Origin of the sequence: Acidovorax sp. Root219 (genome assembly GCF_001428665.1) — a bacterium.
Classification (GTDB): domain Bacteria; phylum Pseudomonadota; class Gammaproteobacteria; order Burkholderiales; family Burkholderiaceae_C; genus Acidovorax.
The window spans coordinates 54,997-74,150 of sequence record NZ_LMIJ01000002.1; the positions used below are offsets into that span (position 1 = coordinate 54,997).

Genomic DNA, 19,154 nt, shown 5'->3' on the forward strand with positions numbered 1-19,154 from the left:
TCCCGGCCTCCGCCCTCGACACAAGCACGCAGCAACCACCACCCACCAACCGCACCGCATCCGCAGCACCGGAACAGCACCTCCTGTCTTACACGCTCGTGCGCAGCATTCCCGCGCGGGGCGCAGTTCGTGCATTCCCACAATCAGCCTCATCAAACACAGCACCGCCGCCACCTGGCACGGGCCCGAAATGAACACCGCCACCACCACCAGCCGCAAGACCGCACGCACCCCCTCGGCCCCTGCGTCCACCACCATAGCCAGCCCCGAAGCCATCCAGAAAACCCTGCGCAAGGTCTTCGGTCTTAAGCGCCTGCGGCCCGGCCAGCTGGACGTGGTGCAGCGCGTGCTGCAGGGCGCCAGCACCCTGGCCGTGATGCCCACCGGCGCGGGCAAGTCGCTGTGCTACCAGTTGCCGGCCCTGCTGCTGCCGGGCACCACCGTGGTGGTGTCGCCCCTGGTCGCGCTGATGAAGGACCAGTGCGATGCCCTGCGCGAACTCGGCGTGGCGGTGGTGCAGGTCAACAGCGCCATCGGCAGCGACGAGCTGGCTGCGGCCCGCCAGGCCATCGAGAGTGGCAGTGCGCGCATCGTGCTGACCACGCCCGAGCAGATGGCCGACCCGGCGCTGACCGCGGCGCTGGCACGGCACACGGTGAGCCTGCTGGTGGTGGACGAGGCGCACTGCATCGCCCAGTGGGGCCACGACTTTCGGCCCGCCTTTCTGGAGATCGCGCCGGCCGTGCGCGCGCTGGGGCGGCCCACGGTGCTGGCGCTCACGGCCACGGCCAAGCCGGCGGTGATGAAGGAGATCGTGTCCCAGTTCGGCATTGCCGCCGCCAACGTGGTGCAGACCGGCGCCTACCGGCCCAACCTGCAGCTGGCGGTGGAGCAACTGGGCCGCGCTGCCGACCGGTTGCCGCGTGCGTTGCAGCTGGTGGCGGCGAGCCAGGGGCCGGCCATCGTCTACACCGCCACGGTCAAGAATGCGCAGGAGCTGCATGCCAAGCTGGCCGCCGCCGGCGAAAGCGTGGGCCTGTACCACGGGCGCCTGCCGGCTGCGCAGCGCGCGCAGGCGCAGGACGACTTCATGGACGGGCGGGTGCGCGTGATGGTGGCCACCAACGCCTTCGGCCTGGGCATCGACAAGCCGGACATCCGCTTCGTGCTGCACTACCAGATGCCCGCCAGCGTGGACGCCTACTACCAGGAGGCGGGCCGTGCAGGGCGCGACGGCAACGACTCGCAGTGCACGCTGCTCTACGTGCGGCAGGACCGGGCGCTGCAGCAGTTCTTCGCCTCGGGCCGCTACCCCACGCTGGACGATGTGCAGGCCGTGCATGCCGCGCTGCTGCACACGGCGCCCGCAGGCGGCTGGACGGCCGACGCCATCGTCGACGCCGTGTCGCGCCCAACTGCCAAGGTCAGGGTGGCGCTGAGCCTGCTGCGCAGCCACAAGGTGGTGCGGCGCGACCGGGTCGGCCGCTTCACCCTGGCCCGCGAGCTGGACGACGCGGCGCTCGAACCGCTGCTGGCCAGCTACCGCAGCCGCCGCGAGCAGGACAGCGCCACGCTGGAGGCGATGGTCGACTACTCGCAGAGCGGCCGCTGCCGCTGGCAGGGGGTGCTGTCGGCGCTGGGTGACCACTGTGCTGCTGCCGATGGCTGTGGCCGCTGCGACAACTGCCTGCGCATTGCAGAGCTGTCGCGCCTGGTGCCGGCCGTGGCCACGCCCGAGCAGCCGATCGAGGTGCGCCCGCAGCCGGCGAGCGCCCGGCCTGCCTTCACCGGCGGCGACGCCGTGCGCGCCCGGCGCTATGGCGCCGGCCAGGTGGTCGAGGCCAACGCGCATTCGGTGACGGTGGAGTTTCCGAACGGGGCGCGGCGCACCTTTTTGCCGGAGTTTGTGCGCGCGGCACGGCGGCCCGCTCCGGTGGCGCTTGCGGCGTAAGGGATCCGCCATGCGACGCGGTGCCGGATCGAGCGCTTTTTAGGGGCATTGTCGGCCGTCGCACCCGGTGACAGCCCCTAGACTCCCTGGATGAACAAAACCTTCGTCAAGCTGCACGCCACCTGCCACATGACACTGTCCGCCGACGCGGACTGCGCCGTGGTGGCGGTGCTTCGCCCAAGAAGCGGCGATGCGCAGTGGATGGTGCAGGAGCGCTACGAGCTGACGCCCGTCGTGCCGATGACGGAGTACGTGGACGACCATGGCAACCTGTGCCAGCGGCTCAAGATTCCGCAGGGGCAGATGCGCATCGAGGTCGACATGATCATGATCACCGACACCGACATCGCGGTGGACGCCAGCGCCGCCGCCGTGCCGGTGGAGGCGTTGCCCTTCGAGGCGCTCAAGTACCTGCTGCAAAGCCGCTACTGCCCGTCCGACAAGATGCAGGACAAGGCGCGCGAGATCGTGGGCGATGCCTCGCCGGGCTATGGCCAGGTCGAGGCCATCCGCAGCTGGGTGCACCACAACCTGGAGTACCGCTACAACGTCAGCAGCGGCACCACCGATGCGCTGGACACTTTGAACGATGGCGCCGGCGTGTGCCGCGATTTCTCGCACGTCGCCATCGGCCTGTGCCGGGCCCTGGACATCCCGGCGCGGTATGTGGTGGGCTACCTGCACGCGCTCGACCCCATGGACATGCACGCCTGGTTCGAGGCCTTCGTGGGTGACCGCTGGTATGCGTTCGACGGAACCCAGGCCCATGCAAGGGGCGGGCGCATCGTGGTAGCCTACGGCAGGGATGCGGCAGATGTCGCGTTCCTGTCGTACTACGGCCCGCTCGAAATCACGCTGATGGACGTGCGCGTCGAAGAGATTGCGATGGAGGCCCCGCTGACCTTTCCTCTGCGGGCCTGACCTCCGCTTAGAGCGGCTAACAAAACTCTTCTGGCGTCGTTGCTGCGTCTTGTCGTACTACCGTACTGCCTGCGACGCAGCGNGAACCGCTTCGCTGAGTTTTGTTAGCCGCTCTTGGTAAGCCCCATGGCCCGGTAGCGCTTGCGCTCCTGACTCGGCCCTGCCGCATCCGCCACAGGGCGATGGCGGCACCTGCTACCCCAACCTGATGTATGTTCAGCGCCTCTGCCAGGCGCTGCATCCCCCATTGAAGATGCCTCTCGTCACCATTCTTGTAGAAGACAACAAACCCATTTGCGACACCCTGGTCCCGGCGCTGGAAGAAACTGCCAACGCGCAGGTGGTCGCCATTGCAAAAACGTCGACGGGCGCCGGGCAGGCGCTGGCGCGCTGGCGCGGCAAGTGGCACCTGCTGGTGGTCGACCTGCACCTGGGCCAGGGCTCGGGCCTCGACGTGCTGCAGGCCGTGGGGCCGCGCTCTTCGGACCAGCATGTGCTGGTGCTTTCCAACTACGCCACACCCGAGATGCGCGAACGCTGCCTTGCCCTGGGGGCGGATGCGGTGTTCGACAAGGTGACCGAGCTGCAGGCCTTCTTCGAGCACTGCACGCAGTTGCCCGAAGTGGTGGTTTGATCGCGTAGTGCAGGCGGGATGCGCGAGGCTCGGCGGTCATTGCGGGCCCTGCGCAACGGCTTCTCGGTCAGCCTTCCCCTCGCTGCGCGGCACGCTCCTGCGCCCGCATCTGCTTGGACAGGGCCAGCACTTCCTTGAGCGGTATGCCCTCCTCCTGTGCGTGCCAGGCCACCGAATGCCCTTCGTGGTCCCGGGCCTTGGTGCTGGCGCCAGCGAGCAGCAGCCAGTGCAGGCCTTGCATGCGTGCGCTGTTCCACTCGTAGATGTAACGCATGGCGCACATGAGCGGCGTCTTGCCTTCGGAATCCACGCTGTCCACCTGCGCTCCGCGCGAGAGCAGGAACTCGATGCCCTGGTTCGACTGCAGGGCGAAGTGCGTCATGGCGGCCGTGTGCAGCGGCGTTTCGCCGGCCTCATTGGGGCGGTCGATGTCACAGCCATGGGCCAGCAGCAGGTCGATCATCGCGAAGCGCCGCAGGTATACCGCGTGGTCCAGCCAATTCTCGTGGGCCGGCTCGGTGCGGCCCTCTGCCACCGCCCGTAGCAGCAGCCTCTGCAGCAACTCCGGTGTGCCGCCATCGATGCAGGTGCCCAGGGTGGATGCCTCGTCCTCTCCCTCGGCCCAGCACAGCGCCGGGGCATGGTCCAGCAGCAGGTGGGCAGCCTCGGGTTGGCCCTGCGCCAGCGCCCATTCAGTGGCCGAGTAGCCCTCGGCCACCAGGGCGTGCTCCACCACGTAGCGGTAGAGCGCCCGTTGGGACCAGAGGTCCCCGGGCTCTTGGATCGCATCTTCCATCGCCGCAAGTTCCTGCAGCGCGGGTGTCAGGTGCACGGTGGCATTCACGTCCGCGCCGGCCGCCAGCAACTGCCGCATCGCGTCCACTTGCCCGCCCAGCAGCGCGTTCACCAGCGGGGTGTTGCCGCCGGCGTCCGGCTGGTTCACCAGGGGGCCGTGCAGGGCCAGCAATGCGGCCAGCGCGTGGGGTGCACCCCGCAACGCGGCCAGGCAAAGTGCCTCGCCAGGTGTGGCCGCACTTGAGGACAGCAGGGCCTGCAATCGCGCCACGTCGTCGTCCCACAGTGCTGCCACCAGGGGCTCGCCACGCCGCCCGGCCAGCGCGTGCATGCAGGGCGTCACGGCTGTGCCATCCACCAGGTGCACGATGCCTGTGGGGTGCGCGGATTCCAGTGTCTTGCGCATAAGCTTGGCCCGGCGGGCGCCCAGCGCGGCCAGGCCTGCGCCCATCGTGCGCCACACCCTGTGTTCATAGGCGTGCAGGACCAGGTCGCCCATGACCCGCAGGCCCTGCGCGTCGGCCGGGCCACTTTCCACATAGGTCCACTCGTCGTCTTCGGCCTCGGGGCAGTGGCGGTGCAGGTGCTCCACCAGCTCCTGGGGCCTGTCGTTCAGCAGGGCGGCAAAGGCGCTGGCCTGTGTCGGGTCATCAAAGAGGCAGTCGAATTGGAGCGGGAGTTCCATCATGGGCGTACGGGCCTGGTGGGGTGCAAAAAAGCTGGAGGGTGGGTGGATGGCAACCAGGGCGGGCAAGGCATGTGCCCGCGCCCGCCTCCGTAACCAGCGCGATTCCAGGTTACCGGGCGGCAGCGTTCTGTTTGGCCTGTGCCCACCAGGCGTCGAATGGCGCGGGCAGGGGCAGCCGCATCTTCACTTCCGAGTTGCTGTGCCTGATGCGCAGCCGCGTTCGTAGCCGGGCCATTCTTGCGTGTGGGCCGCGGCGCCCCGGGGGAACAAGGCCTGTAGGTGCAGGCAGGCCTCAGGGTACTGGTCGTCTTGCGGCGCCAGCGGCTGCCGGGCTGCAGCCAGGGCGGCAGTGTCGATGCCCAGCCCATGGGCGTCCGATAGCTCTTGCAACGCACGGAGCAGGTCTTGCGTGCGCTGCGCATCCAGGCGCAGGGGGAGGGGCTGTCTTCTTTGGCAGTCGTCACGGTCATCGGTCCATGGAAGGGGTGGGGCGGTCCATGGACGATGATAGACAGGGCGCGTGGAGCGTCGGTGGACAGTGTGTCCAGTCCGCGCAGTGGCCTTGTGGCTGCGGCACCGTCCAAGACATGACGCCAAGTAACGGAGTGCATCGTTCAACGCTAACCCGGCAGCCGCGATAGAAGTACCTGGGCGGCACACTGGAGTGGGAGCAACAGCAGCCACCGCACTTCACACTGCTGCTCGTCTGAGCTCTCGGCAAGCAGTCGAACGAGACGGTCTCCTGCATGCTTTGCCGCGCCCTGGCGGTGTACACAGCTCTATGTGCCGGGGGCGGGGCGGTGCCGAGGGTAGGGCAGACCCCCTTACTGCGCCGCCCAACCCCCATCCATGTTCCACGCCACGCCACGCACATTGTTGGCGGCGGCAGAACAGAAGAACACGGCCAGTTCGCCCAGCTCTTCAGGCGTGGTGAACTGCATCGAGGGCTCTTTTTCGCCCAGCAGCAGCTTCTTCGCGTCTTCGTTCGACAGGCCGTGTTCGGCCGCCTTGGCGTCCACCTGTTTTTGCACCAGGGGGGTCAGCACCCAGCCGGGGCAGATCGCGTTGCAGGTGACGCCGGTGGTGGCGTTCTCCAGCGCGGTCACCTTGGTGAGGCCGACGATGCCGTGCTTGGCGGCCACGTAGGCGGATTTTTGCGCCGAGCCGACCAGGCCGTGGACCGATGCCAGGTTGATGATGCGGCCCCAGTTGGCGGCCTTCATGGCGGGCAGGGCCAGGCGCGATGCGTGGAAGGCGCTGCTGAGGTTGATGGCGATGATGGCGTCCCACTTCTCGACGGGGAAGTCTTCCACATTGGCCACGTGCTGGATGCCGGCGTTGTTGACCAGGATGTCCACCCGGCCGAACTGGCTGGCGGCGTACTTCATCATGTCTTCGATGTCGGCCACGCGGCCCATGTCGGCGCCGTGGTAGGCCACCTGGGCGCCGGCTGCCTTGCCGGCAGCCAGCACTTCGGCGCGGGGGGTGTCCACATCACCGAAACCGTTCAGGACGATATTGGCGCCCTGGCTGGCGAGGGCTTTTGCAATACCGAGGCCGATGCCGCTGGTGGAGCCAGTGACGAGGGCCGTTTTGCCTTTGAGCATGTGAGTCACTCCGAATGAAAGGTGAAGATGAATATGAATTACGATGAAGGCAACGCCTTGCCAGGGCTCCTGGCGGGCGCCGATTGAACGCAGGCATTATCAAGTGCCGCTACTGGATTTCGCACCCATGATAGAACCTACGCTGAACTACGTACTGTGCCCCGGCCCCGGGGCCACAGCGGTGCCCGCCGGCCAAGACCCTGCTGCCGCGCGGCCCGTTACCGGCCCGCAGCACCGCATGGCGTATTGGGAGTGGAATGCCACGGGCAACCCCGCCCACCCGCACGTCATCGTCTGCGTGCACGGCCTGTCGCGCCAGGGGCGCGATTTCGACGTGCTGGCGCGCGAGTTGAGCCAGCACGCCCGCGTCATCTGCCCCGACGTGGTGGGCCGCGGCCAGAGCGACTGGCTGGCCGACCCCATGGGCTACCAGATCCCCCAGTACGGCGCCGACATGCTGGCCCTGCTGGCGCAGTTGCACCAGCAGGCGCCCATCACCACGCTTGACTGGGTGGGCACCAGCATGGGCGGGCTGATCGGCATGGGCGTCATCGGCCAGCCGGGGCTGCCGCTGCCCGTGCCGGTGCGCCGCCTGGTGCTCAACGACGTGGGCCCGGTGATCCAGTGGCTGGCGATCCAGCGCATCGGCCAGTACCTCGGGTTTGCCGCCCGGTTCGAATCCCTGCAGCAGGCGGCCGACGCCACCTGGGCCGTCTCCACCAGCTTTGGCCCGCACACGCCGGCCCAGTGGCTGGAGCTGTCGCGCGCCATGGTGCGCAGCCTGCCCGAGGGCGGGCTCACCTTGCACTACGACCCCGCCATCGCCGTGCCGTTTCGGGCCATGACGCAAGAGGCCGCCGCTGCGGGCGAGGCATTCTTGTGGCAGCTGTACGACCAGATCACGGCGCGCACGCTGCTGCTGCGCGGCGCGGATTCGGACCTGCTGTCGCATGAGACCGCGCAGGCCATGGCCGAGCGCGGCCCGCGCGCACAGCTGGTGGAGTTTGCGGGCGTGGGCCATGCGCCCACCCTGGTCGCGGCCGACCAGGTGGCCGCCGTGGCGGGCTTCCTGTTGGCGGGAGAGGGTGCCGCCACCGCATGAAGACGCTTGCCCCGCCCCCCGGCCCGCCGCTGAACACGGCCGAGGCCGTGCCCCAGCTGATCGCGGCCACCGCCCACACGCTGCCCGAACAGCTCAATGCACTGGTGCGCGCACGCGCCTTTGCCGAGCCGTTGATCGCCAGCGAAGCGCTCGATTCTGGCGAGAACACGCTGGCCCACGCCGATGCCGTGGCCGCCATCTTGAAGACCATCGGCGGGTCTGAAGCCATGCAGGCCGCCAGCTACCTCGTGTACTCGTGCGTGCACCTGAACAAGCCCGAGGAAGTGATCACCAAGGCCTTTGGCGCCAACTTTGCCGCGCTGGCGGTAGAGACCACCAAGCTCGTGCGCGTGCAGCAGCAGGCGCGCGGCGCCCAGGCGCTGGACGACCCGGCCCTGCAGACCGAGAACGTGCGCAAGATGCTGCTGGCCTTCTCGCGCGACCTGCGCGTGGTCATGCTGCGCCTGGCCTCGCGGCTGCAGACGCTGCGCTTTCACGCGGCCACCAAGCTGCCCATGTCGCCCAGCCTGGCGCGCGAGTCGCTGCAGGTGTTTGCCCAGTTGGCCAACCGCCTGGGCATCTGGCAGGTGAAGTGGGAGCTGGAGGATTTGTCCTTCCGCTTTCTGGAGCCCGACACCTACAAGGAGGTGGCGCGCCTGCTCGATGAGAAGCGCGGCGAGCGCGAGGTGTACATGGAGCAGTTGCGCGCCCGGCTCGAATCGGACCTGCGTGCGCGCAGCATCAGCGCCAGCGTGCAGGGCCGGCCCAAGCACATCTACAGCATCGTCAAGAAGATGCGCGGCAAGTCGCTCAACTTCGACCAGGTGTACGACATCCGCGCGCTGCGCGTGGTGGTGCCCACGGTGAAGGATTGCTACGCCGCCCTGAGCTGGGTGCACCAGCGCTTTGCGCCCATCGTCGAAGAGTTCGACGACTACATCGCCAAGCCCAAGGCCAACGGCTATCAGTCGCTGCACACCATCGTGCGCGACGACCTCAACGGCAAGCCCATCGAGATCCAGATCCGCACCCAGGCCATGCACGAGCATGCCGAGCACGGCGTGGCCGCGCACTGGGCCTACAAGGAGGCGGGCACCAAGGGCTATGCGGGCGTGGCCGCCACGGGCGAATACGACGCCAAGATCGCCGTGCTGCGCCAACTGCTGGCGTGGGAGCGCGACCTGGCCGGCCATGCGCAAAAGAGCAATGGCCTGTTCGAGGACCGCATCTACGTGCTGACCCCCGAGGCCGCCGTGGTCGACCTGCCCCAGGGCGCCACCCCGGTGGACTTTGCCTACACCGTGCACACCAGCCTGGGCCACCGCTGCCGCGGCGCCAAGGTCGACGGCGTGATGGTGCCGCTGAACACCGCGCTGCAGAACGGCCAGACGGTGGAGATCGTCACCGTGAAAGAGGGCCGGCCCTCGCGCGACTGGCTCAACGCCGAGCTGGGCTACCTCACCAGCAACCGCGCCAAGGCCAAGGTGCGCGCCTGGTTCAACGCCCAGGCCACGCACGAAACCGTGGCCCGCGGCCGGGAGGCCGTGGAGCGCCTGCTGCAGCGCGAGGGCAAGACGGCCGTGAAGCTCGACGACCTGGCCGTGCAGCTGGGCTTCAAGTCGGCCGACGCACTGTTCGAAGTGGTGGGCAAGGACGAGTTCTCGCTGCGCAACATCGAGACCGTGCTGCGCCCGGCCGAGCCCCCGCAGAACGACGACGACTACCTGCTGCTCAAAAAGCCGCGCGGCAACGAATCATCCAGCCCCAAGGGCGGCGTGCTGGTGGTGGGCATCGACTCGCTCATGACCCAGCTGGCCAAGTGCTGCAAGCCCGCGCCGCCCGACGACATACGCGGCTTTGTCACGCGCGGCAAGGGCGTGAGCGTGCACCGCGCCGATTGCAGCAACTTCCGCGAAATGGCCGCCAAGAACGGCGAGCGCGTGATCGACGTGGACTGGGGCCTGCCCAAGGCCAGGGCCACAGACAAGCCTGCCGTCTACCCCGTGGACGTGGCCGTGGAAGCCGCCGACCGCCAGGGCCTGCTGCGCGACATCTCCGAAGTGTTTGCGCGCGAGAAGACCAACGTCATCGGCGTGCAGACCCAGTCGGTCAAGGGCACGGCGTGGATGACCTTCACCGTGGAGGTGGCCGATTCAGGGCGGCTGAACAAGGTGCTGGGGATCGTGGCGGGGGTGCAGGGGGTGCGGTCGGCCCGGCGCCGGTAAGGCGGTCGTGATGGGCGCCTGGAGGATGTTTAGCAAAATTTTGCTGAGACTTTCCAGGACGCCCTTTTTTTGTGGCTATAATCGTGGTCTTGAACAGAACAACACAGGCGCGTAGCTCAGCTGGTTAGAGCACCACCTTGACATGGTGGGGGTCGTTGGTTCGAGTCCAATCGCGCCTACCAAGGTTCCTTCTGAAGAGACCAGCTTCAGAAATTAACGGAATCTTGAAGAAGACTGCAAGCAAGCAGTCTTGGAAAAAGCAAACAGCCACCTTCGGGTGGCTTTTTCGTTTCTGGTTGTTGCGTCAAGTTTGGCGCGCTCGCGGGGTAATGCTTAACTTGTCGGCCAACGCCGCTCTGGGCTGGTCGGAGTGACGACCGGACCAAGGCCGAGCAGCGCAACTGCGCAACCGAAGCGCTACGCGTACTGGCTGCCAAGTGCGCCGCAGCCACTGCCGCGCGCAAGCACGCACGCACCAACAGCGAGCCGACCCCACCTTGGGCCTGAAGCCGAGCAAGCCCGCCGACTTGTGCGCGAGCACGCAAGCCATGGGCGACAAGTGGCTGCGGGGAGGGCGTGACCATGAGGGCCGCCGTCCTGCTGCTGGGCCTGCTGGCGCTGGTAGGCTGCGCGAGCACCGCGCCCGCCGGGCGTACCCTTGTCCTCGTGCCCTTGGAGTGTCGCGAGCCGTTGCCCGACCGGCCCGCCATGCCTACCGAGTTGCTGCTGCCTGGGGTTCACCCCTGCGTGCTGCTGCGCGCGGCCCTGGCCGAGATCGACCGGCGCGAAGGCTACGAGGTGCAGTTGCGGGGGGGCGCTGGCAGTCGGTCTATCACCCGTTGGGGCGCTAACAAAATGAAACACTACCGTGTAACATCTGCCGCAAGGAGAGGGCTATGCACGGTTGTAATCTTTGGAAACTGCGATGAAGGTCGATGCGCCGCCGTTGCTACCGGCCGGAATCCATCACTTGACAAGCTTCGCATTGAAAGAGTTGGCCGTAGACGCGTTCCCGGCTGACACACGCAGGGGTGAGTTGCTTGGAAAATTTCTCGCTTGGAGGGAGGCCCTGCGATCTTTGGGTGTTGGCGGCATTGCGTGGATCGACGGATCTTTCCTGACGAGCAAGATAGGGCCCGACGATATCGACTTAATTTTTTGGTCCCCAAGTTTTATAAGCCCGCTCAATTCGAATCAAGAGCGACTCCTCGCATCGCTGCTCGACAAAGCGGCTTGCAGAGCACTTTTTGATTTGGACGTCTATTGCGAATCACCGCCTCCCCATATGGTGATGCATCGAGAAGCATACTGGAAGGGATTGTTCGGTTTCGGGCATGACGGCAGAACAGCAAAGGGCATAGCAGAGGTCGTTATATGAATCTTCAACGCACCAAAGATCATGCAGAGACACTGCGTGCTTTTGCCGTTGAAACTGCGGCCAGGGCAAGTGCTGAACCAGGCAATTTCATGCTTCAGCTGGTAGCTAAAAATCAACGGGACGCGGCTCAGGAGGCGGAGTTGAACTTCCTTCAACTTCAGGGCATGCAAACGGCCAACGCGCTTGAGTGGCGTCTCATCGGTGAGCGCACGAGGAACGGTAGGGTGCCGATGGGGTTGCTAGCCAAATTGGCTGACCCTCTGAACAAATTGCTGCTCAAGGCGGCTTTTTTTGCGCGGACGAACGAAAATCCGAATAGGGGAGTTGGCGACCCGTTCATAAGAGAAATGAACCTTAAGTTGGCGGGCTTGGCCGAAGGGTCGGCTAGGCTTTTCATTGTGGGGAATACTTCTCCAGATGCGACTGGATCTGCTCCTCTGGCGGAGGGCATTGACCACCTGTTTGACACCTTGCAGATGGGCGGGAATCCAGTAGGGTTTTACGAGTCTTTGGCAGACCTAGGAGAAAGGGCGTCGGAAGAATTACACGATGTCCTGAAGGCGATTGAACAAGAGGAGTGCTCGGTCGAAGTCAAGTGGCATGCTGCCGACGAAGTTAAATCGCGGGAACTCCGCTTTGATGAAGTGGTGCGCATGCGCGCGTTGCTGGAGGACTCAGTGGACCCTGAGCCTGTTGATTGTCGAGTCGATGGCCTGATTGGACTTCTCGCTTCGTCCGGTCGTATTCAGATCGTGCAATCGAGCGGCGAGAGAATCAACGTGAAATTCCGGCCAAAGACGCAAGGTGATTGGGTGGCTAGGCTTCGCCTTGGACAACAGGTTTCGCTAGCGACGAAGGCAAAGTCCTATAGAGATCCTGCTTCAGGCGAAGTCACGCAAGTGCACCGTTTGGTCGATACTGACCTTTAGCAGGGCAGCGGCCACTCGCACGCCTTGAAGAGCCCGCCAAGTGCGGGCTTTTTCTTTGGTCAAGCGCTATCATTGCAGCGCCAGTCTCCAAGCTGGCACCTCCTTTACGCCCGCCTCGCGCGGGCTCTTTTACTGACGCGGGATATCGGCGTCCAGTACATCAAGGCTGAACCCGTGCTGCTGGTCCATACCGCATACCGCCCGCGCGGCGTCCTGCGCGTCCCACCAGGCAGCCATCATCTTGCCGTCGACGTCGAAGGTTTCCGGCGTGTCCTGTTCGTCTTCCATCTCGGCCAGGGCTTCCAGGCAGTCTTCAAGCCGCACGCCGGCATGGGTGAGCACCAGCAGGGCCGCATTGATCGCGCGGTCCTGTACGTCCTGGGGCAGTGTCAGGGCGGGGGCATGGATGAAGAGGTAGAGCCTCACAATGCCGGACCTGCGGCGAATACTTCCACGGGCGCCAACCGCAGCAGGCCCTGTGCCTGCTCCATCGTTCCGGCCAGCCACGCATCCACGTCGCCGGCCTCGATGGGGATCACGCTGCGCTTGTCCTGCTCGGTCGGGCCCACCTTGGGGTCGGGTTTGTGCATGCGGGACATCAGCGGGTGCGCGTCGGCGTTCAGGGTGAGCATGGTGTAGCTCTCGTGCACCTCGCCCGTGCCCTTGTCGGTCCAGGTGTTCCACAGGCCGGCCATGCCCCAGGGGTGGCCGTCTGAGCGAGCGAAGCGCCACCACACGTTCTTGCCGCTCTCCCAGTTGGGTTCATCGAAGTTGGCGGCGGGGATGATGCAGCGCTGCCCGCGTGCCCATGGCAGCTTGTAGCTGGCCTTGTCCGCCAGTTCCTCGCTGCGTGCGTTGTTGGTCGGGTACTTCAGCTTGGGCTCCTTGGCGAACCAGGGGATCAGGCCCCACTGGCCAACCACCAGCTCGCGCGAATACCCGGCATCGTCGCGCGCTCGGCGGATGAATGCTCCCTGGCCGCGCGGGAACAGCACCTTGTCGAACAGCTTGGGCTGGTTGCGGGCGCCAATATTCCACTCGCGCTCGATATCGAGTTCCTCTGCAGACACATACCTGTTGCACATCTCGGCTCCAGATGGTTGACAGGAACTGCGGGGAATTCCGCACTCCTGAAAGGGGAGCGCCCATCGTAGGCCCCTGCTCGCGGCGCGCCAGTAGGAGACAACCTAAGGTGCGAATACTACTCCTAACCTGGCAAAACACTGTAAATTCGTACAGTGTTTTTGTATGTTTTCAGGATGAGATCCGGCGGTCACCGCATTGCAGGCTCCGACCCGGTGCTACGCCAAGCCGTGCACGGATGGCTGCTTTACAAGCGCACGCCTGCCGATGACTACGGCCCGCGCTGGGAGGCGCATCTGCTCGACAGGCCAAACGGCAAAGCGCTGATGCTGCCATTGTTCCGGGCGCGATTTGCGCGGGTGGATGGCGTTCTTCATATCGTGGGTACAGAGGAGGGCGGCCGCACCAATACGAAGGCAAGGCCCAGCCTCTGGAAGCAGTCATGGCTGGCTGCGCAAGATCCGGCGGATGCGCTGCCCTTCCTCGACAAGGTGAGCCTCTCTAGCGCCACAGGTTTCAGCCCCGAAGCAGACCACCTCGACGACGACCCCTATGCCCCCCTCTATCTGTGAGCCCTTGCCGGCTCTGCTGCGCATGCCGCCCTTGCCCCGCGCCAAGCCGCACGGGCGGATCTGGTGGCCGCTTGAGCAAGCGCTGCCGCTGCCAGTGGACAGCTACGAAATCGAGGCCGGGGAATTCATCTGGCGTGTTCGAGAAATCTCCACGAGATGCACTGTGTATTTGGGGCCGGGCCCGGTGCATCTCGTCCAGTCAACCGCCCCGTTTTGAGATGCCTCATGTCCAATCTTTTTCAACCGCCTGCCGTCCTGCGCACGCCCACCTGGTATGGTGGCCCGCCTGACGAATCGCCGCTGGTGTTCTCGGCCGAGGCCTATCAGGCGGAGCACTTGGGCGGCCGATCCAAGGTGCGGATCATTGCTTCGGGCGCGCTGATCTATGACGGGATTGGGCCCGTGGAAATCGCGCCCTCGGACGTACCGTTCTGATGTGGACCGAACCTGATAAGGGCTGCCTTGCCCTGGTGCTCGGCGATGAGGTAGCAGCGGGCAATATCAGCCTGCCCAGTCCTGGGGGTGCGGTCGACCCCGTCATGGTCGTGGAAGTGGACAGCCAGCGCTGCGGGCCAGTGCGGATTGAGTACCACCTCAAGATCCACAAGCACGGGAAGACGCGACATCGCTACTGGTTGGCGGTGCGTGCTTGGCAAGTCGGTAGCGCGGCGCCTGACTTTCCCTAGCCATGCTTCTATCTCTGCACATTGTGAAGGTAGAACCTGGGCACTATCGGGCCCACGTCATGAACGGATGGGAAGAGCGGGGCACCCTCGACACCATCAGCATGAGCGCCGCCATCCGTTAGGCCGCCCATGCGCCCTCGTTGGTCGACGGGATCTTCCCGGGAACTACAGCTTCGTGGCGGTCCATGGAAAAACAATGAATCCCTCGTCCCAAAAACCGGATCCGCTTCCGTCCTTGAGCCTGCCTTGTAGGGAGCGGCTACCCGGGTTTTTTGAGGGGGTCAGCTTGCCGGAACTGTCGATCTGACCCGAGACCTCGACCGGGTTGTTCCGCGTATCGTTGTACCGGCAAAAGCCGATGAACACGCCGGTGTTTGGCAGATCGGAAGCTGGGCTGATCTCGATGGTGCAAGGTGGATACAGTCCGCCTACCAGCTCCCACCGGCCCACAAAGGGGCCGATGGTATGGTCTTCGGTGGCGTCACCGCCGCCGCAGCCGTACAGAGCGAATGGTAGTAGGAGGAGGTAGGCAAGTGTTCGCATCGACCAAATGTACTGCGATGCTTTCACTACAAGAAGGCATCTTGCGCAACAGGAGCTCACCATGGTCACCGACCCCAAAGACCACCCCCTGCACCAAGTGCCTGACAACCTGCCCCGGCCGCCGGGCGACCTGCCGCCCAGCACGGAGCAGCCAGCCCGCCCCAACGAGCCGTTGGGCCCGAGCGCGCCAGACACTGCGCCTTGACTGGACGCTCGCGCCGCTATCATTGCATGGCTAGGCAGCGTCCGTGCCAGGCCTTCACGCACAGCCGATTTCTCGGTTTCAGAGGACTAGCGTACTTCCGACCCGATCTGCGTCGACCTCCGCTGTTGTTGGTCAAGAAAGCCCCAATCAGCCTCGACTGGGGCCCCCCTTTCGAACGACTTGCCGGCCGACCAAGTCGAGGGTTCCAAACTAAACCGTAGGAACCGTCCCGCCATCGATCACATGCTCTGAACCCGCCACCGACGCAGCGCGCGGCGACACCAGGAAGGTGATCAGGTCCGCAACCTCCTGCGGCCTGGCGGGCCGGCCGACGGGGATTCCGCCGAGCCAGTCCATCACCATCTTCTTGCCGCCCTCGTAGTCAGTGCCCGCCTGGGCTGCCATTCGCTCGGCGAATACCACCGAAGCCTCGGTTTCGATCCAGCCTGGCGAGACGCGCAGAACCCGAACCCCCTTGGGCGTGACCTCCTTCGACAGGGATTTGCTGTAGGTCGAAAGGGCCCCCTTGGCCGCGGCGTAGGCGGTGGTCGACTCCGGTAGTGGAAGCACGTGCTGGATCGAGGTCACGTGCAGGATGACGCCTGCGCCCTGTGCCAGCATGGCGGGCAGCAGTGCCCGGTCAAGACGAACCGCAGACATGAGGTTCAGGTTCAGCTCACTGAACCACATTGCGTCATCGAGGGCTGCGAAACCACCCGCTGGCGCGTTGGAGCCGCCGAGGGAGTTGATCACGATGTCCACGCCGCCCCAGCGTTCTGTGACTGCGCGCGCAAGCTGTGTAACGCCTTCTGCGGTGGTCAAGTCGGTCTGGACATACGCCACACCCTCCAGCGGCTTCTCGGGAGCAGAGCGCGCAGTGGTCATCACCTGCACGCCGGCATCCTGCAGGCTCTGGACGATGGCCGCGCCCAAACCCTTGGTGCCGCCCGTGACCACGGCACGCTTGCCTTGAAGTTGGAGGTCGAAGCTCATGCCTTGATCTCCAGCGCTGCGATCAGCCCGCGTTCAAGGCGAAAGCGGTACGACAGGTCGATAGGGCTGCCTGGAAAGTTGCCCGTCACCTTGGCCTTAGCCATATGAAAACCGTCCTCACGCTCCAATGCGAACGGCACGGTGGTAGCGCTGTACCTGGCAGATGCCTCGGCCATGAAAGCCTTGATGGCATCGACGCCCGTGTACGTGTGGCCATCGTCCTTCATGACGGCCTGCGCCGTGAAGCAACGCGCCAGGGCCTCGGGGTTGTGTTCGGCCGCAAAGTACGCGGCGATGGGTTCGGGAAGGGTCAAGGCGTTCATGTCGATGGCTCCATGGGGTTGATGAAGACCTGAGGATGCGCGCCGGAGTCAATTTAGGGAATATCCTAGAATCCGAATGAGTTGTGTAGAAAGGAATACATAATGCGCGGGTTCGAATTCGCTGAGCTGAAAGCCTTCGCTGCCGTGGTCGAACGCAAGAGCTTTGCCCGCGCGGCAGAGCATCTGGGCCTGTCGCCTTCTGCGCTCAGCCAGACCATTCGGCAGCTCGAAGCCCGCATCGGCACGCGCCTTCTCAATCGCACCACACGAAGCGTTGCGCCGTCGGCCAGTGGCGAGCAGCTCTATGGGCGCATCGCCCCGCTGTTCCGGGAAATGGATGCTGCAGTGGCCGAAGCCAGTGAAGCCGCAGGACAGACCACGGGCACGCTGCGCATCAACACGCTGGGGATTGCCGCGAGAACCATCATTGCGCCCAGGCTCTCACGCTTTCATCAGGCGTACCCTGACGTGGTGCTCGACATCGTGGTCGACGACGCGTTGGCCGATATCGTCGTGGGCCGCTTCGACGCGGGCATCCGCGTGGGTGGGCGGCTTGAGAAGGACATGATTGCCGTGCGCCTCACGCCAGACCTGGACATGGTTGCCGTGGCGTCCCCCGGCTACCTTGCGGCCCGGGGCACACCCAGGACACCTGCCGATCTGCACAGCCACGCCTGCATCAACTGGCGGCTCCAGATGGACGGCAGGCACTACCACTGGGAGTTCGAGAAAAAGGGGCAACGGCTTGATGTAGCGGTGGACGGCCCCGTCGTCACCAACCACGCCGACATTGGCGTTGCTGCTGCGCTCAATGGGCTCGGCATTGCCTACCACTTCGAGCGAGACGGCGTGGGCGAGTTCCTGGCGCAGGGCCGCCTGGTCCAGGTGCTGGCGGACTGGTCGATCTCGCGCCCGGGGCTGTTCCTGTACTACCCGAACAGGCAACATCGACCCGCCCTTCTCAGCGCTTTTATCGACTGCCTGCTGGACAAGGACTTGGAAGCGGCCCCCCGCAGGCCGCAGATCGCCTGATGGCGCTGTTGACCCTTGCAAAAACATCCATCACCGCGCCGAGGTGTTCATGAGGTACGACGGGTTGGTCAGCGAAAATTGGTTTGGCGATACTTCAGGCCCAGTGCATGCACAGCCCCAGGAGTGGCCATCGGCCCCGGCGAATCGCCACCATGCCAGGGGCGCAACAAGCAGCCAGAATTATTTCAGGGAGAACCACTATGACGAGCCCAGATATGCCAAAGGATGGAGATTTCGCCTCTTACCTCGAGGGAAAGATGAGCCGTTCGGCCGAGGTACCCGACGCTGCAGGGAGTGTTGGTGTGAATGCGAGCGCGCCAGCAGATGCGCCCCGCCAGACGATCGAACAGATTCTTGTCGAAGGCCAGGAACCGACTGAGGAGGTTCTTGAAGAGTGGATCGCCGGACAGGGTGAGCCAGAGCTTTCGGACGAGGAACTTGAGCGGCAGGCGGTGGAGGCTCCAGGCGATGATGGCGATCCGAGCACCCCGGAGTGAGTGAGCGGAGTGGCGCAACGGAGACCCAATTACAGTGTTCTGGATGCAACCACAGCATCCTGCCAGGATGCTGATCCACGCCTTCCGCATGCGCTCAAACGACCACCGCCTCCAGCGCTCGAATGACCCGGGTGCATTGGCCGCCTGACCGAAAGGCCTTCCCAGACGAAGCCCGTCCAGTGCGGACTTTTTCACGACCACCTCCTACGCCCCGTGCGCTCCCCAGGCCGCCCAATGGTTCCTTTGCCCAAGGAGCGCACCATGGCCACAGACCCCAAGACCACCTGCTGCATCAAGTGCCAGACAACCTGCCCCGGCCGCCGGGCGACCTGCCGCCCAGCACCGAGCAGCCTGCTCGTCCCAACGAGCCGTTGGACCCGAGCGCGCCAGACACTGCGCCCTGAGTCGGACGCTGGCGCGCTATCAGCACCCTTTCGCTTTGGCCCGCGGAGTGCGGGCTGTTTCTTCGCTCCTGCACAATTGCGCCATGCTGTCATCGCTGCACATTGCCAAGCCGAGCCCAGCCACTCGCGTTGTGTTCGTGCTCATCAATCTTTTAGGCCTCAGCCTGTGCGCAGGGGTTGTCGCACTGCTACGAAACCCTTGGCATAGCCCAGCCATGCTGGTGAACCAGTTGGCTGCGGTGGCTTTTGTGCTGGCACTGTGCGCTGCGGCGCTTGGCGGCGTTCCCGGCCGGCCACTCGCTCTGGCCGGTGCGGCCAACGGACTTGCGCTGGTCGGTGCGTTGGGCTTGGCAGCGTGGGAAGTGGCAAAGGCTGCGCCTTGGCAATCGGCTGCAGGATTTGCCGCCATGGCGGGGGCAATTCCGGCCATCAATACCGCTTGGTGGCTTCTGTCCCGCCAGCGAATCGTGGCGCTGCCCGGGCATTTCAAGCGCTGAAAGTTACTCGCTCTCGCTTGCGATCCTCTGAGACTAGCGCTTGGCCTGAGTCGGCCTCGGCAGCCAGGGCAATGCGCTCCACGTTTGCG

At 65.1% G+C, this 19,154-nt stretch carries 20 protein-coding genes and 1 tRNA gene; 14 read left to right on the forward strand and 7 right to left on the reverse strand.

The annotated features are described in order from the left end of the window. Positions 1-190 precede the first annotated feature (190 nt). From ASE28_RS02575 to ASE28_RS02585, 3 genes are all read left to right on the forward strand, one after another. Positions 191-1,951: an ATP-dependent DNA helicase RecQ gene (locus ASE28_RS02575; protein WP_057264433.1), complete on the forward strand. Its 1,761-nt coding sequence runs from the start codon at positions 191-193 to the stop codon at positions 1,949-1,951. Positions 1,952-2,041: 90 nt separating this feature from the next. Next, on the forward strand, positions 2,042-2,872 hold the full coding sequence (locus ASE28_RS02580; protein ID WP_057206531.1) for a transglutaminase family protein: 831 nt from the start codon (positions 2,042-2,044) through the stop codon (positions 2,870-2,872). A gap of 253 nt (positions 2,873-3,125) precedes the next feature. Continuing rightward, positions 3,126-3,506: a response regulator gene (locus ASE28_RS02585; RefSeq protein ID WP_057264543.1), complete on the forward strand. Its 381-nt coding sequence runs from the start codon at positions 3,126-3,128 to the stop codon at positions 3,504-3,506. A gap of 67 nt (positions 3,507-3,573) precedes the next feature. On the opposite strand, the gene ASE28_RS02590 is transcribed toward ASE28_RS02585, so the two are convergent. Both ASE28_RS02590 and ASE28_RS02595 read right to left on the reverse strand, forming a co-directional pair. Further along, complete coding sequence (locus tag ASE28_RS02590; RefSeq protein WP_057264435.1) at positions 3,574-4,989, reverse strand: ankyrin repeat domain-containing protein; 1,416 nt, start codon at positions 4,987-4,989, stop codon at positions 3,574-3,576. A gap of 824 nt (positions 4,990-5,813) precedes the next feature. Then, a complete protein-coding gene (locus tag ASE28_RS02595) occupies positions 5,814-6,596 on the reverse strand; it encodes a 3-hydroxybutyrate dehydrogenase (RefSeq protein ID WP_057206537.1) in 783 nt (260 codons plus the stop codon). A gap of 127 nt (positions 6,597-6,723) precedes the next feature. Here ASE28_RS02595 and ASE28_RS02600 point away from each other — a divergent pair, with 127 nt between their 5' ends. The 5 genes from ASE28_RS02600 (at position 6,724) to ASE28_RS02615 (ending at position 12,230) form a co-directional block, all read left to right on the forward strand. Next, entirely contained in the window at positions 6,724-7,698 is a 975-nt protein-coding gene (locus tag ASE28_RS02600; protein ID WP_057264545.1) for an alpha/beta fold hydrolase, read from the forward strand. Next, positions 7,695-9,923, forward strand: coding sequence for a bifunctional (p)ppGpp synthetase/guanosine-3',5'-bis(diphosphate) 3'-pyrophosphohydrolase (locus tag ASE28_RS02605; protein ID WP_057264437.1), 2,229 nt, complete (start codon positions 7,695-7,697; stop codon positions 9,921-9,923). Before ASE28_RS02600 ends, ASE28_RS02605 begins: the two co-directional genes overlap by 4 nt. A 105-nt stretch (positions 9,924-10,028) precedes the next feature. Next, positions 10,029-10,105, forward strand: a tRNA-Val gene (locus ASE28_RS02610). Between the two features lie 743 nt (positions 10,106-10,848). Then, positions 10,849-11,301 carry a hypothetical protein gene (locus tag ASE28_RS31795; protein ID WP_157421832.1) on the forward strand — a complete coding sequence of 151 codons (453 nt, stop codon included), beginning with the start codon at positions 10,849-10,851 and terminating at the stop codon, positions 11,299-11,301. Continuing rightward, on the forward strand, positions 11,298-12,230 hold the full coding sequence (locus tag ASE28_RS02615) for a hypothetical protein (RefSeq protein WP_157421833.1): 933 nt from the start codon (positions 11,298-11,300) through the stop codon (positions 12,228-12,230). Before ASE28_RS31795 ends, ASE28_RS02615 begins: the two co-directional genes overlap by 4 nt. A 129-nt stretch (positions 12,231-12,359) precedes the next feature. Here the strand turns inward: ASE28_RS02615 and ASE28_RS02620 are convergent, their stop codons facing one another. Beyond that, positions 12,360-12,656, reverse strand: a complete 297-nt coding sequence (locus ASE28_RS02620) for a hypothetical protein (protein ID WP_057264442.1) — start codon at positions 12,654-12,656, stop codon at positions 12,360-12,362. Continuing rightward, entirely contained in the window at positions 12,653-13,315 is a 663-nt protein-coding gene (locus ASE28_RS02625; protein ID WP_057264444.1) for an SOS response-associated peptidase, read from the reverse strand. Before ASE28_RS02625 ends, ASE28_RS02620 begins: the two co-directional genes overlap by 4 nt. A gap of 213 nt (positions 13,316-13,528) precedes the next feature. On the opposite strand from ASE28_RS02625, the gene ASE28_RS02630 reads away from it, so the two are divergent. Both ASE28_RS02630 and ASE28_RS02635 read left to right on the forward strand, forming a co-directional pair. Then, positions 13,529-13,885, forward strand: coding sequence for a hypothetical protein (locus ASE28_RS02630; protein ID WP_057264446.1), 357 nt, complete (start codon positions 13,529-13,531; stop codon positions 13,883-13,885). 225 nt (positions 13,886-14,110) lie between these two features. Further along, the gene (locus ASE28_RS02635) at positions 14,111-14,320 is read left to right on the forward strand and encodes a hypothetical protein (RefSeq protein WP_057264448.1); all 210 of its coding nucleotides are present in this window, start codon (positions 14,111-14,113) and stop codon (positions 14,318-14,320) included. A 416-nt stretch (positions 14,321-14,736) separates the two neighbouring features. Here the strand turns inward: ASE28_RS02635 and ASE28_RS31800 are convergent, their stop codons facing one another. After that, entirely contained in the window at positions 14,737-15,114 is a 378-nt protein-coding gene (locus ASE28_RS31800) for a hypothetical protein (RefSeq protein WP_157421834.1), read from the reverse strand. 61 nt (positions 15,115-15,175) lie between these two features. On the opposite strand from ASE28_RS31800, the gene ASE28_RS31805 reads away from it, so the two are divergent. Then, positions 15,176-15,319: a hypothetical protein gene (locus tag ASE28_RS31805; protein ID WP_157421835.1), complete on the forward strand. Its 144-nt coding sequence runs from the start codon at positions 15,176-15,178 to the stop codon at positions 15,317-15,319. Positions 15,320-15,529: 210 nt separating this feature from the next. On the opposite strand, the gene ASE28_RS02645 is transcribed toward ASE28_RS31805, so the two are convergent. Both ASE28_RS02645 and ASE28_RS02650 read right to left on the reverse strand, forming a co-directional pair. Then, positions 15,530-16,312, reverse strand: coding sequence for an SDR family oxidoreductase (locus tag ASE28_RS02645; protein WP_057264457.1), 783 nt, complete (start codon positions 16,310-16,312; stop codon positions 15,530-15,532). Then, entirely contained in the window at positions 16,309-16,635 is a 327-nt protein-coding gene (locus ASE28_RS02650) for a nuclear transport factor 2 family protein (RefSeq protein ID WP_057264459.1), read from the reverse strand. Before ASE28_RS02650 ends, ASE28_RS02645 begins: the two co-directional genes overlap by 4 nt. Before the next feature lie 102 nt (positions 16,636-16,737). Between ASE28_RS02650 and ASE28_RS02655 the strand changes: the two genes are divergently transcribed. The 3 genes from ASE28_RS02655 (at position 16,738) to ASE28_RS02665 (ending at position 19,065) form a co-directional block, all read left to right on the forward strand. Further along, a complete protein-coding gene (locus ASE28_RS02655) occupies positions 16,738-17,667 on the forward strand; it encodes a LysR family transcriptional regulator (RefSeq protein ID WP_057264461.1) in 930 nt (309 codons plus the stop codon). A gap of 200 nt (positions 17,668-17,867) precedes the next feature. Then, positions 17,868-18,164: a hypothetical protein gene (locus tag ASE28_RS02660; RefSeq protein ID WP_082607860.1), complete on the forward strand. Its 297-nt coding sequence runs from the start codon at positions 17,868-17,870 to the stop codon at positions 18,162-18,164. Positions 18,165-18,651: 487 nt separating this feature from the next. Then, positions 18,652-19,065, forward strand: coding sequence for a hypothetical protein (locus ASE28_RS02665; protein ID WP_157421836.1), 414 nt, complete (start codon positions 18,652-18,654; stop codon positions 19,063-19,065). Positions 19,066-19,154: the final 89 nt, after the last annotated feature.